Here is a 13850-nt window from a genome sequence, read left to right on the forward strand (position 1 = left end):
TGCAGCTCCAATCAGATGCCAGCGCCGTCGTTATTGACGCTGCCCGGCGCGGGACGCGCAAAGCGGCGGAACAGCGGCACTTTCTGGTCGACCGACGCCTGGTAGGTTTCGGAGAAGTCGGACAGGCCTTTCAGCGCGTCGTGCGGATCGCGGTCGGCGCGCACCGAGTAGGCGTTGAAGCCCACGCGCTGCATCGAGAACAACTGGTCGCGCAGCACGTCGCCGATGGCGCGCAGTTCGCCGGTCCAGCCCAGGCGGGTGCGCAGGTTGTAGGCGATCGAGTAGCCACGGCCATCGGTGAATTTCGGGAAGTCGACGGCGATCACGGCGAACTTCGAAAGATCGTCCTTGATCGTGTCGGCGCGTTCGTCGCTGGCGATCCATACGCCGATCTCGCCGGCGGCGGCGCGCGCAGCCAGCACGTCGCGCTGCACCAGCCATAGGCTTTGCGGCACGATGAATTTGCCCGCCGGGACGCTGACGGTGGCCGGGTCGTGCGCCGGAGCGCCTTCCACCGGTTCGGCCAGGCGCAGCACCTGCCAGGCATCTTCGACGACTTCACGGCCCTTGATTACCAGGTTTTTCACTGCTTCAGACATATTCATCCTCTCCAACCAGGCGGCCGCCTTTTTCAGCGATCGGCGTGGCGTACACAAATTCCTTGAACGGCGCGATGCCGATGCGATGCACGCAGTCGGCAAACGATTCATCTTCAAAACGGTCGCGCAGGTAAACCTTCAGCAGGCGATCGATCACTTCCGGCATTTGCAGCGCGGAGAACGACGGGCCGATGATCTTGCCGATGGCGGCGTTGTTGCCTTGCGCGCCGCCGATCGACACTTGATACCATTCGCTGCCGTCTTTATCCACACCCAGCACGCCGATGCTGCCGACGTGGTGGTGGCCGCAGGCGTTGATGCAGCCCGAGATGTTCAGTTCGATCTCGCCGATGTCGTGCTGGTAGTCCAGGTTGTCGAAGCGCTCCGAAATGGCGGCGGCGATCGGCAACGACTTGGCGTTGGCCAGCGAGCAGAAGTCGCCGCCAGGGCAGCAGATCATGTCGGTCAGCAGGCCGATGTTCGGCGTTGCCAGGCCGTGCGCCTTGGCTTCCTGCCACAGCGCGAACAACTGCGATTGCTCGACGTCGGCCAGCACCACGTTCTGTTCGTGGGTGACGCGCAGTTCGCCGAAGCTGTAGCGGTCGGCCAGATCGGCCATGAAGTCCATCTGCTCGGCGGTGGCATCGCCCGGCGGCACGCCGGTTTTTTTCAGCGACAGCACCACGGCGGCGTAACCCGGCGTCTTGTGCGGCTTGACGTTGCGGTTGACCCAGTTCGAGAAGGCCTTGTTGCCCGCCTGCGCAGCCACCACGTCGCTGTCGTCCAGCTGCTTGTAGGCCGGCGGCTGGAAGTAGTCGATCACGCGCTGCATTTCTTCGATGGTCAGGGTTTCCGGACCGTCCTTCAGGTCGACCCATTCCGCTTCCACCTGGCGGGTGAACTCTTCCACGCCCAGTGCCTTCAGCAGGATCTTGATGCGGGCCTTGTACTTGTTGTCGCGGCGGCCGTGCTGGTTATACACGCGCATCACGGCTTCGGTGTAGGTCAGCAGGTGCTGCCACGGCAGGAAGTCGCGGATCACGCTGCCGATGATCGGCGTGCGGCCCATGCCGCCGCCGGCCATGAATTTGAAGCCGATCTCGCCGGCGTCGTTGCGCACCACGGTCAGGCCGATGTCGTGAATCGCGATGGCGGCGCGGTCTTCCACGGCGCCGTTGATGGCGACCTTGAATTTGCGCGGCAGGGCCAGGAATTCAGGATGGAAGGTCGACCACTGGCGCAGCACCTCGGCGTACGGACGCGGATCGATGATCTCGTCGGCGGCCACGCCGGCATACGGGTCGGAGGTGGTGTTGCGGATGCAGTTGCCCGAAGTCTGGATGGCGTGCATCTCCACCGAGGCCAGGTCGGTCAGGATGTCCGGAGTCTGCTCCAGCTCGATCCAGTTAAACTGGATGTTTTGACGGGTGGTGAAGTGGCCATAGCCGCGGTCGTACTTGCGGGCGATGTGGGCGAACATGCGCATTTGCTTGCTTGCCAACAAACCGTAGGGCACGGCAATGCGCAGCATGTAGGCGTGGCGCTGCATGTACAGGCCGTTTTGCAGGCGCAGCGGCAGGAATTCTGCTTCAGTCAGCTCATCGGCAAGGCGGCGGCGTACCTGGTCGCGGTACTGGGCGATGCGCTCACGGACGATGAGGTGGTCGTATTGGTCGTATTGATACATGTATATTCTTCCTGAATAGTCGCTGATTCCCCAAACTAGCGCTAATAGTAATAAACTTCGTCTTTATTCCATACGACTTAGTCTTTATTTGCTTATATAAGGATTGGGCATAAGCATGGACGCTAATAATTTTAAGATGGGCCAAGACCTGCAATGAACCTTCATCAGTTGCGCTTTGTGCGCGAAGCAGTACGCCAGAACTACAACCTGACCGACGCCGCCAAGGCGCTATTCACCTCGCAGCCGGGCGTGTCCAAGGCGATTATCGAACTGGAAGAGGAATTGGGCGTCGATATCTTCACCCGGCACGGCAAGCGCATCCGGGGCCTGACGGAGCCGGGGCGGCTGGTGCTGCAGTCGGTGGAGTTGATTATGCAGGAAATCGACTCGCTCAAGCGCATCGGCAAGGAGTATGCGGCCCAGGACAGCGGCAGCTTTACCATCGCCACCACACACACGCAGGCGCGCTACACGCTGCCCAAGGTGGTGCAGGCCTTCATGGTGAAGTTCCCCAAGGTGCGCTTGTCTTTATTGCAAGGAAATCCGCAGCAGATCGCCGAAATGGTCCAGCGCGACCAGGCCGACCTGTGCATCGCCACCGAATCGATCGCCGGCGTGACCGGCCTGGTGACCTTGCCATGTTATCAATGGGAGCACGTGATCGTGGTTGCGCCCGACCATCCGCTGCTGCGCACCAAGCAGCCGACGCTGGAAGAGATCGCGGCATTCCCGATCATCACGTATGATGGCGCCTTTGCCGGCCGCAGCAAGATAGACCACGCGTTTGCCTTGCGCGGCCTGAAGCTGGACGTGCTGCTGGAAGCCATCGACGCCGACGTGATCAAGACTTATGTGGAGTTGGGCATGGGGATTGGTATCATAGCGGGCATGGCCTTCGACGCCGAGCGCGACAAGAACCTGCGCGCCATCCCTGTGGGCCACCTGTTCGGCATGAACGTGTCGCGGGTGGCGGTCAAGCAGGGCGCCTATCTGCGCAGCTATATCTACACCTTTATCGAACTGCTGGCGCCTACGCTCAACCGTAAATTGATCGAACAGGCGATGAGTGGCGAAAAAGATAACTACGAACTATAAAGAAAGCATCATCATGATTACCAATCAGTTGACACAATATTACGCCGTCAACGCCGACAACTATGACCAGGTCTACGCCCAGGAAGAGCGTTTCGACGATCTGGATGATTTGCAGGAAATGGTCGCCGAGATGTTCACCGGCCATAAGGTGCTGGAACTGGCCTGCGGCACGGCCTACTGGACCGACCTGATCTCCGAAACCGCCGAATCGGTGTACGCCACCGACATCCTGCAGGAAATGCTGGATCTGGCGGAAACACGCGGCCTGGACGAGGACGTGGTCACGTTCGGCCAGCTGGACGCCTTCAACCTGCCGGACGGCCTGGAAGGCCAGTACACCGCCGTGTTTGCCGCCGGCCTGTGGAGCCACGTGCCGCGCGAGCAGTACGACAGCTTCCTGAAGATGCTGCGCGCCAAGCTGGGCAAGGACATCCTGGTGGTGTTGCTGGACGAATCCTATGTCGACGGCAATTCCATGGTCATCGCCCGCACCGATGCGCAGGGCAACACCTTCCAGATCCTCACCGCCGACGACGGCCAGCGCTACGAGATCATGAAGAACTACCTGACCGACAGCACGCTGCGCAAGCGCTTCGCCAACCACGGGCGCCAGATCCGCATCGAGCGCCTGGAGTACTACTATTTGCTGAGCTGCCGCCTCAAATAAAAGTTATCACTTGATGTTCATTTGATGTTCATTTACAACAAATGATCGTTGTCACATTGTTGAAGTAATTGACAGGCATGATTCCGGCCGTGGAATCAACAACGCAATTTCTTTCAACCCTAAGTAGAGAACATCAAGTGAAAAAACTTACTCTGGCAGCACTGATCATCGGCGGCTTCGCTGCGCAAGCTCAAGCTCAATCGAACGTAACGATCTACGGCCTGGTGGACGCCGGTATCGTTAGCGAGCGCGGCGGCTCGGCCGGTTCCGTGACCAAAGTCACCAGCGGTATCGGCGGCCAGTCCCGTCTGGGCTTCCGTGGTACGGAAGACCTGGGCAACGGCCTGTCGGCCATCTTCCAACTGGAAACCGGCTTCAAGGCCGATGACGGCTCGCTGGACACCGCCAACAGCATCTTCAACCGTCAGGCCTTCGTCGGCCTGAAAAGCAAAGAAGCCGGCCAGCTGACCATTGGCCGTCAATACACCATGCTGTACCTGGCCCAAAGCCAGGTTGCCGACCCGTTCGGCGCTGGCTATGCCGGCAGCATCAAGAACCTGTTCCCAACCGCCGGCGCCAACACCCGCGTGAGCAACGCCCTGGTGTACTCGACCCCGGTCATCCAAGGTTTCAGCGCCGACGCACTGTACGCCCTGGGCGAGCAGAACGGCAGCTCGACCGCCGGCCGTCAGTTCGGCCTGGGCCTGAACTACGCCCAAGGCCCGCTGAACGCGCGCCTGGTGCACAACAACAAGAACAACGACACCGTTGCCGTTGGCACCACCCCGGCACGCCAGCAGTCCAGCGGCCGCACCACCATGTTCGCCGCCAACTACGACTTCAAAGTCGTCAAGGCTTACTTCGCCTACGGCTCGAACGATGGCGTGAACAGCTCCCAGATCCCGGTGGCCAACGCCTACGGCTACACCGTCGCGCCTAAAGCCAGCACGGACAGCGTGGACTACCTGATCGGTGCGCAGATCCCGGTCGGCGCCGGCACCATCATGGCTTCGTTCATCAACAAGAACGACAAGACCGCCAGCAACCAGGACGCCAACCAGTGGGCCGTCGGCTACCTGTACGCCCTGTCGAAGCGTACCAGCACCTACGTCGCTTACGCCAAGATCAAGAACAAGAACGGCGCCGGCTACACCGTTGGCAACAACAACGAAGCGGGCACCGGCGACAAAGCCTTCAACGTGGGCCTGCGTCACTCGTTCTAAGCTGTTTAGGTTGTAGGGGCGGGCGGCAGCGGCAGCCGGATCATGATCCGGGTGCCGCCGTCGCTGGCGATGGCGATCTCGCCATGCAGTGCCCAGACGCGTTCGCGCATCCCGATCAGGCCGAAGGACGAAGCTTTGTCCATGTCTTTTTCGGCGATGCCGCGGCCGTCATCATGGATGGTGATGTGCAAGGCCCCATCCTGGCGATACAGCGACAAGCCCACCTTGTGCGCCTCGGCGTGGCGGGCGATGTTGGTCAGCGCTTCCTGCGCAATGCGGAAGATGGCTGTGCTGTAGGCGTCGTCCAGTACCAGTTCCTCTTCGTTGGCGTCCAGTGCGCAACTGATGCCGTTGCGCGCTTCAAACTCATGGCGCAAGCTCTGCAGCGCAAAATACAAACCACCCTCATCGAGCGCGCGCGGGCGCAGGTTGCCGGCTATGCGGCGCAGCGAGGTAATCGCCGTCATCAGCAATTCATCCATGCCCGCCTGCAGCTTGCGGGTGGCGGCGTTGTTGCTGGTGTGGCGCTGCAGCAGCGCCAGGTCGCCGCGCAGTGTGGCCAGCAGCTGGCCGAGGTCGTCGTGCAACTCGCGCGCGATGTGCTTGCGTTCTTCCTCGCGGACGGTTTGCAGCGCGGCCGACAGCTCGCGCAGCTGGGCGTAGGAGCGTTCGGTGGCGGTAGAGTCGCGCTCGCAGCCGAGGCGCCAGCAGAAGCGCCCGGTGAGCGCCAGGGCGGCGCCTAATAACAGCAGTGTTCGGATTCGGCGCATGGGATCTCCCTGCGGCTGGAAATCAGCCGCGTGGAGCTACCTTATGTCAGTGCGCCGGAACGGGACTTGATATGCCGCAGGCCTTTACATCTGCTTGAACAGATGCAGGAAGCTGCGGCTGACTTCCAGCTTGTCGGAGCGGCCCTTGATCATCACCAGGTGGCGGCCGCGGATGTCGCGGGTCACGCCTTCGATGGCGTTGACGTTGACCAGGGTGGCGCGGTGGATTTGCCAGAACAGGGCAGGGTCCAGCTCCTCGGCCAGGTCGCGCACCGGCTTGCGGATCAGGGCTTCGTATTTCTCGGTCTGTACGCAGGTGTATTTTTCGTCGGAACGGAAGAACAGGATTTCCTCGACCGGAATCATGCGCAGGTCCTGGCCGATGCTGGCCTGGATCCATTGCAGGAAGGCCGGCTTGGGCGCGGCGATCTTTTCGGTCAGCTGGGCCAGCATGGCGGTCACGCTGGCGTTGACGTCGCTGGCGGCGGACGGCTTGTTCAGGCGGGTCTTGAGGCGGTCGACGGTGATCTGCAGGCGCTCCTGCTCGGGCGGTTTCAGCACGTAGTCGATGGCGCCGCGCTCGAAGGCTTCCACGGCGTAGGCGTCGTAGGCGGTCACGAACACGATATTGCTCTTGTTGCCGATCACGGAGGCCGCTTCCATGCCGGTCTTGCCGGGCATGCGGATGTCGAGGAAGGTGAAGTCCGGCTGGAGTTCCTCGACCAGCTCGATGGCCTCGTCGCCATTCTTGGCCTCGCCAATAATTTCCAGCTCGGGCCAGACCTGGCCCAGGCGCATGCGCAACTGGTCGCGCATTAAACGTTCGTCGTCTGCAATGATTGCTGTAGGCATCTTGTTCGGGTGTGAAGGTTGTTTAAATTATTATTCAACGAATCGCGGTAATTAGCAATCAATGCGACTTGTTCGCCAGCTGATAAGGCACTTCGATGGTCACAATGACCCCGCTCGGGCTGTTGGCGGCGATCAGCAGCTGGCCCTGGTCGCCGTGCAGCAGCTTCAGGCGTTCGCGGATATTGGTCAGGCCCAGGCCGGTGCCGTCGCTCGGCTTGGCGCCGAAGCCCAGGCCGTCGTCGATGACGATCACGCGCAGCTTGTTGTGGGCCACGTCGGCGCGCACTTTCAGGGTGCCGCCTTCGGGCTTGCCTTCAAGGCCATGCTTGATGGCGTTTTCCACCATCGATTGCAGCATCATCGGCGGGAAGGCGGCGGTGCGCAGGCCGTCCGGGATGTCGAGGTCGACGGTCAGGCGTTCTTCCATGCGCATTTTCAGCAGGTTCAGGTAGGCCTCCACCATGTCGGCCTCGCGGCCGAGGTTGGTGATCAGGGCGTTGTCGCGCATTTGCGGCAGCACCGCACGCAGGTATTTGATCAGGCTGCGCTGCATGGCCGAGGCGCGCGGCGGATCGGTTTCGATCAGGTGCTCAACCGAGGCCAGGGTATTGAACAGGAAGTGCGGCTCAACCTGGGCCTGCATCATCTGCATCTTCGCCTCGCTGAGCTGGCGCTGCATGGATTCGCGTTCGGCGGTGGCGTTGGCGGTCTGGGTTTCGGCCTCGGCGCGCATTTTCTTGCCCATCAGGACCTTGGTGCCGAACAGAGCCAGCACCAGCAGCGTGATGAAACTCTTGAACCAGGTGGACGCCTGGCCGTGGTAACGGGCCACTTTCTGCTCGGCGGCGACGTCGACCGCTTCTTCAATGGCGTTGGACAGTTCTTCGCCGATCTGCGGCGGCAGGTCGATGTGCACTTCCTCGCCGGGCAGCGAGGGCAGGGCGGGGATGTCGTTTTTAGCGGCGGCGCCAGGGGTGGCGGGGGCGGCGGGCGTTTCGGGGGCTGCCGGCGAGGCTGGCGCTTCAGGCGCTTCCGGCGGCGCGACGGGCGCCGTTCCTTCGTCGGTGTTCTTGTTGCGGATCTTGCGCGGGTTGAAATGGATACCGCTGTCATCGATCAGGATATTGGTGTCGCCGCTCTTGCGTTTCTGCGTATGGCTGCCGCGATCGATATCGTCACTCACCGGACTGGAAGAGAACAGCTCGTCCTGCAGGATGGAACCGGCAATCAGCATCAGAACCGCAAACACCAGGAACTTCCACCACGACAGTTGGGTCACCCAGGTGGAGGTAACGTCGAAGCCGCGATGCAGCAGGCCGCCGGCGGTCTTCAAGGTGTCTTGTACTTTAGGGGTAGGAAACATATACAGCTTTCACTCTTAACATGGAGCAAGTGTACCCAGCATCGTCCGCACACGCCATGCGATTGCGACAGTCTGCAAAAAACTGGGATCAGACGGTAAATGCATACGAAGCCCTTGCCAAACCCGTTTGAGGTTTGCTATAGTTCGGTCCCTCGCAGAACAACGCAGACGCTGCAAAGCGAAACGATGAAAACTGAGGGGTTGACGAGATAAAAGAAACGCTTCATAATCTCGCTTCTGTGCTGATGAACACAACGCTTCAACAGCTAGCAACACCGGTCTTTAAAAATTTACAGTCGATAAATGTGGGCGTTTGATGCTGCAACAAAAAGCATTAAATGCTCAAGCAATAAATATTCAGTAGAAATACTGTCAGTATTTTGAGTAAGAGCGAACCATCCGCTAAAACGGATAAAACAGAGATTAAACTAAAGAGTTTGATCCTGGCTCAGATTGAACGCTGGCGGCATGCCTTACACATGCAAGTCGAACGGCAGCACGGGGCAACCTGGTGGCGAGTGGCGAACGGGTGAGTAATATATCGGAACGTACCCAAGAGTGGGGGATAACGTAGCGAAAGTTACGCTAATACCGCATACGATCTAAGGATGAAAGCAGGGGACCTTCGGGCCTTGTGCTCCTGGAGCGGCCGATATCTGATTAGCTAGTTGGTAGGGTAAAAGCCTACCAAGGCATCGATCAGTAGCTGGTCTGAGAGGACGACCAGCCACACTGGAACTGAGACACGGTCCAGACTCCTACGGGAGGCAGCAGTGGGGAATTTTGGACAATGGGCGCAAGCCTGATCCAGCAATGCCGCGTGAGTGAAGAAGGCCTTCGGGTTGTAAAGCTCTTTTGTCAGGGAAGAAAAGGTTACGAATAATACTCGTGGCTCATGACGGTACCTGAAGAATAAGCACCGGCTAACTACGTGCCAGCAGCCGCGGTAATACGTAGGGTGCAAGCGTTAATCGGAATTACTGGGCGTAAAGCGTGCGCAGGCGGTTTTGTAAGTCTGTTGTGAAATCCCCGGGCTCAACCTGGGAATGGCAATGGAGACTGCAAGGCTAGAGTTTGGCAGAGGGGGGTAGAATTCCACGTGTAGCAGTGAAATGCGTAGATATGTGGAGGAACACCGATGGCGAAGGCAGCCCCCTGGGTCAAAACTGACGCTCATGCACGAAAGCGTGGGGAGCAAACAGGATTAGATACCCTGGTAGTCCACGCCCTAAACGATGTCTACTAGTTGTCGGGTCTTAATTGACTTGGTAACGCAGCTAACGCGTGAAGTAGACCGCCTGGGGAGTACGGTCGCAAGATTAAAACTCAAAGGAATTGACGGGGACCCGCACAAGCGGTGGATGATGTGGATTAATTCGATGCAACGCGAAAAACCTTACCTACCCTTGACATGGATGGAATCCCGAAGAGATTTGGGAGTGCCCGAAAGGGAACCATTACACAGGTGCTGCATGGCTGTCGTCAGCTCGTGTCGTGAGATGTTGGGTTAAGTCCCGCAACGAGCGCAACCCTTGTCATTAGTTGCTACGAAAGAGCACTCTAATGAGACTGCCGGTGACAAACCGGAGGAAGGTGGGGATGACGTCAAGTCCTCATGGCCCTTATGGGTAGGGCTTCACACGTCATACAATGGTACATACAGAGGGCCGCCAACCCGCGAGGGGGAGCTAATCCCAGAAAGTGTATCGTAGTCCGGATTGTAGTCTGCAACTCGACTGCATGAAGTTGGAATCGCTAGTAATCGCGGATCAGCATGTCGCGGTGAATACGTTCCCGGGTCTTGTACACACCGCCCGTCACACCATGGGAGCGGGTTTTACCAGAAGTAGGTAGCTTAACCGCAAGGAGGGCGCTTACCACGGTAGGATTCGTGACTGGGGTGAAGTCGTAACAAGGTAGCCGTATCGGAAGGTGCGGCTGGATCACCTCCTTTCTAGAGTTTGCAGGTTCTTCGGAACATTTCAAGCGCTCACACTTATCGACTGTAATGAATAGAGAACAGCAAATATTGGGGCTGTAGCTCAGCTGGTTAGAGCACCGTGTTGATAACGCGGGGGTCGTTGGTTCGAGTCCAACCAGCCCTACCAGTTGCACCATATTGGGGGATTAGCTCAGCTGGGAGAGCACCTGCTTTGCAAGCAGGGGGTCGTCGGTTCGATCCCGTCATCCTCCACCAATACCTGCTTTTACGTAAGCCAGCCTGGTGCTCGGGTTTAGGTAAAAGTAGTATCGTTCTTTAACAATCTGGAAGAAGTAAAGTTTTATTAAGCGTGTATCGACAGATACATGCTTGGGTAGTAAAACTCATCATCACATAGTAGTAAATGCTTAGACTTATAGCCGTCAAGGTTATAGGGACAAGTGAATAAGTGCACATGGTGGATGCCTTGGCGATTACAGGCGATGAAGGACGTAGTAGCTTGCGATAAGCTGCGGGGAGCTAGCAAACAAGCTTTGATCCGCAGATTTCCGAATGGGGAAACCCGGCCTTTTAGGTCATCGTACACTGAATACATAGGTGTACGAAGCGAACGCGGCGAACTGAAACATCTAAGTAGCTGCAGGAAAAGAAATCAACCGAGATTCCCAAAGTAGTGGCGAGCGAAATGGGAAGAGCCTGAACGTGATAGTCGGACTGATAATGGAATGCTCTGGAAATGGCAGCCATAGCGGGTGATAGCCCCGTACATGAAATCAGACCGGTGGTACTAAGCGTGCGACAAGTAGGGCGGGACACGAGAAATCCTGTCTGAATATGGGGGGACCATCCTCCAAGGCTAAATACTCGTAATCGACCGATAGTGAACCAGTACCGTGAGGGAAAGGCGAAAAGAACCCCGGGAGGGGAGTGAAATAGATCCTGAAACCGTGTGCATACAAACAGTAGGAGCCTCTTCGTGGGGTGACTGCGTACCTTTTGTATAATGGGTCAGCGACTTACATTCAGTGGCAAGGTTAACCGAATAGGGAAGCCGTAGAGAAATCGAGTCCGAACAGGGCGATAGTCGCTGGGTGTAGACCCGAAACCAAGTGATCTACTCATGGCCAGGATGAAGGTGCGGTAACACGCACTGGAGGTCCGAACCCACTAATGTTGAAAAATTAGGGGATGAGCTGTGGGTAGGGGTGAAAGGCTAAACAAACTTGGAAATAGCTGGTTCTCTCCGAAAACTATTTAGGTAGTGCCTCAAGTATCACCATCGGGGGTAGAGCACTGTTATGGCTAGGGGGTCATCGCGACTTACCAAACCATTGCAAACTCCGAATACCGATGAGTGCGAGCTTGGGAGACAGACGTCGGGTGCTAACGTCCGGCGTCAAGAGGGAAACAACCCAGACCGCCAGCTAAGGTCCCAAAGATTGGCTAAGTGGAAAACGAAGTGGGAAGGCTAAAACAGTCAGGATGTTGGCTTAGAAGCAGCCATCATTTAAAGAAAGCGTAATAGCTCACTGATCGAGTCGTCCTGCGCGGAAGATGTAACGGGGCTAAGCCAGTCACCGAAGCTGCGGATATGCGTAAGCATATGGTAGGAGAGCGTTCTGTAAGCCTGCGAAGGTGTCTTGTAAAGGATGCTGGAGGTATCAGAAGTGCGAATGCTGACATGAGTAGCGATAATGGGGGTGAAAAGCCCCCACGCCGTAAGCCCAAGGTTTCCTGTTCAACGTTCATCGGAGCAGGGTGAGTCGGCCCCTAAGGCGAGGCAGAGATGCGTAGCTGATGGGAAGCAGGTTAATATTCCTGCACCGTCGTATGATGCGATGGGGGGACGGATCGCGGAAGGTTGTCTGACTGTTGGAATAGTCAGTTTCTGCTTCATAGAAGGTGCTTAGGCAAATCCGGGCACGTAATTCAAGGGAGTGGGACGAGTGCACTTGTGCACGTAGCAATCGGAAGTGGTTCCAAGAAAAGCCTCTAAGCTTCAGTCATACGAGACCGTACCGCAAACCGACACAGGTGGGCGAGATGAGTATTCTAAGGCGCTTGAGAGAACTCGGGAGAAGGAACTCGGCAAATTGGTACCGTAACTTCGGGAAAAGGTACGCCTCGGTAGCTTGGTCACTTTACTGTGATAGGGCGAAAAGGTTGCAATAAAATGGTGGCTGCGACTGTTTAATAAAAACACAGCACTCTGCAAACACGAAAGTGGACGTATAGGGTGTGACGCCTGCCCGGTGCTGGAAGATTAAATGATGGGGTGCAAGCTCTTGATTGAAGTCCCAGTAAACGGCGGCCGTAACTATAACGGTCCTAAGGTAGCGAAATTCCTTGTCGGGTAAGTTCCGACCTGCACGAATGGCGTAACGATGGCCACACTGTCTCCTCCCGAGACTCAGCGAAGTTGAAATGTTTGTGATGATGCAATCTACCCGCGGCTAGACGGAAAGACCCCATGAACCTTTACTGTAGCTTTGCATTGGACTTTGAACCAATCTGTGTAGGATAGGTGGGAGGCTTTGAAGCGTGGACGCCAGTCTGCGTGGAGCCAACCTTGAAATACCACCCTGGTTTGTTTGAGGTTCTAACCTTGGTCCGTTATCCGGATCGGGGACAGTGCATGGTAGGCAGTTTGACTGGGGCGGTCTCCTCCTAAAGTGTAACGGAGGAGTTCGAAGGTACGCTAATTACGGTCGGACATCGTGATGATAGTGCAATGGCATAAGCGTGCTTAACTGCGAGACCGACAAGTCGAGCAGGTACGAAAGTAGGACATAGTGATCCGGTGGTTCTGTATGGAAGGGCCATCGCTCAACGGATAAAAGGTACTCTGGGGATAACAGGCTGATTCCTCCCAAGAGTTCATATCGACGGGGGAGTTTGGCACCTCGATGTCGGCTCATCACATCCTGGGGCTGTAGCCGGTCCCAAGGGTATGGCTGTTCGCCATTTAAAGTGGTACGTGAGCTGGGTTTAAAACGTCGTGAGACAGTTTGGTCCCTATCTGCCGTGGGCGTTGGAAATTTGAAGGGGGCTGCTCCTAGTACGAGAGGACCGGAGTGGACGAACCTCTGGTGTACCGGTTGTCACGCCAGTGGCATTGCCGGGTAGCTAAGTTCGGAAGAGATAACCGCTGAAAGCATCTAAGCGGGAAACTTGCCTTGAGATGAGATTTCCCAGAGCCTTGAGCTCTTTGAAGGGTCGTTCGAGACCAGGACGTTGATAGGTCAGGTGTGGAAGTGCAGTAATGCATTAAGCTAACTGATACTAATTGCCCGTAAGGCTTGTCCCTATAACCTTGACGGTTATACGCATTTACTCTGATGATGAGTGTGCTACCCCAACTTTACTTCTTCCAGATTCGCTGTGGCGCCGTCGGCGCCACAGCATACAAGTCAAAGCTTGATGACCATAGTAAGTCGGTCCCACCCCTTCCCATCCCGAACAGGACCGTGAAACGACTCTACGCCGATGATAGTGCTGCAACCAGTGTGAAAGTAGGTTATCGTCAAGCTAGTTATTAAGTAAGAGGGCCCGTTCAATGTGAACGGGCCTTTTTGCGTTTACTCAACTGATCGTTTATCCGCTTATAAGCTCAAATAGATTGATACTGCTGGCGGATTTTTTTATGTATCAT

At 57.0% G+C, this 13850-nt stretch carries 8 protein-coding genes, 2 tRNA genes and 3 rRNA genes; 8 read left to right on the top strand and 5 right to left on the bottom strand.

The window, feature by feature from the left end; genetic code table 11:
- Window positions 1-11: 11 nt before the first annotated feature.
- A complete protein-coding gene (locus ACXZ1M_RS22020) occupies window positions 12-599 on the bottom strand; it encodes a DUF934 domain-containing protein (protein WP_459049757.1) in 588 nt (195 codons plus the stop codon).
- Window positions 592-2286, bottom strand: a complete 1695-nt coding sequence (locus ACXZ1M_RS22025; RefSeq protein WP_459049758.1) for a nitrite/sulfite reductase — start codon at window positions 2284-2286, stop codon at window positions 592-594. The genes ACXZ1M_RS22020 and ACXZ1M_RS22025 overlap by 8 nt, the downstream gene beginning before the upstream one ends.
- A 153-nt stretch (window positions 2287-2439) precedes the next feature.
- On the opposite strand from ACXZ1M_RS22025, the gene ACXZ1M_RS22030 reads away from it, so the two are divergent.
- From ACXZ1M_RS22030 to ACXZ1M_RS22040, 3 genes are all read left to right on the top strand, one after another.
- Window positions 2440-3381: a CysB family HTH-type transcriptional regulator gene (locus ACXZ1M_RS22030; protein WP_459049759.1), complete on the top strand. Its 942-nt coding sequence runs from the start codon at window positions 2440-2442 to the stop codon at window positions 3379-3381.
- 13 nt (window positions 3382-3394) lie between these two features.
- Complete coding sequence (locus tag ACXZ1M_RS22035) at window positions 3395-4048, top strand: class I SAM-dependent methyltransferase (RefSeq protein ID WP_459049760.1); 654 nt, start codon at window positions 3395-3397, stop codon at window positions 4046-4048.
- A gap of 137 nt (window positions 4049-4185) precedes the next feature.
- Window positions 4186-5271, top strand: coding sequence for a porin (locus tag ACXZ1M_RS22040; protein ID WP_459049761.1), 1086 nt, complete (start codon window positions 4186-4188; stop codon window positions 5269-5271).
- Window positions 5272-5276: 5 nt separating this feature from the next.
- On the opposite strand, the gene ACXZ1M_RS22045 is transcribed toward ACXZ1M_RS22040, so the two are convergent.
- The 3 genes from ACXZ1M_RS22045 to ACXZ1M_RS22055 form a co-directional block, all read right to left on the bottom strand.
- On the bottom strand, window positions 5277-6041 hold the full coding sequence (locus ACXZ1M_RS22045) for a sensor histidine kinase (RefSeq protein ID WP_459049762.1): 765 nt from the start codon (window positions 6039-6041) through the stop codon (window positions 5277-5279).
- A gap of 84 nt (window positions 6042-6125) precedes the next feature.
- Window positions 6126-6893, bottom strand: a complete 768-nt coding sequence (locus ACXZ1M_RS22050; protein ID WP_459049763.1) for a LytR/AlgR family response regulator transcription factor — start codon at window positions 6891-6893, stop codon at window positions 6126-6128.
- 58 nt (window positions 6894-6951) lie between these two features.
- On the bottom strand, window positions 6952-8256 hold the full coding sequence (locus ACXZ1M_RS22055; protein ID WP_459049764.1) for a sensor histidine kinase: 1305 nt from the start codon (window positions 8254-8256) through the stop codon (window positions 6952-6954).
- A gap of 425 nt (window positions 8257-8681) precedes the next feature.
- On the opposite strand from ACXZ1M_RS22055, the gene ACXZ1M_RS22060 reads away from it, so the two are divergent.
- The 5 genes from ACXZ1M_RS22060 (at window position 8682) to rrf (ending at window position 13727) form a co-directional block, all read left to right on the top strand.
- Window positions 8682-10210: ribosomal RNA gene (locus ACXZ1M_RS22060) — 16S ribosomal RNA — on the top strand.
- Window positions 10211-10287: 77 nt separating this feature from the next.
- A tRNA-Ile gene (locus tag ACXZ1M_RS22065) sits at window positions 10288-10364 on the top strand.
- A 13-nt stretch (window positions 10365-10377) separates the two neighbouring features.
- A tRNA-Ala gene (locus ACXZ1M_RS22070) sits at window positions 10378-10453 on the top strand.
- A gap of 179 nt (window positions 10454-10632) precedes the next feature.
- Window positions 10633-13505, top strand: a 23S ribosomal RNA gene (locus ACXZ1M_RS22075).
- A 109-nt stretch (window positions 13506-13614) separates the two neighbouring features.
- Window positions 13615-13727 (top strand): 5S ribosomal RNA (rrf, locus tag ACXZ1M_RS22080).
- Together the 16S, 23S and 5S rRNA genes with 2 tRNA genes alongside form the textbook arrangement of a ribosomal RNA operon.
- The last annotated feature ends 123 nt before the right edge of the window (window positions 13728-13850 follow it).

The sequence above is a fragment of the Duganella paludis genome (assembly GCF_054461335.1).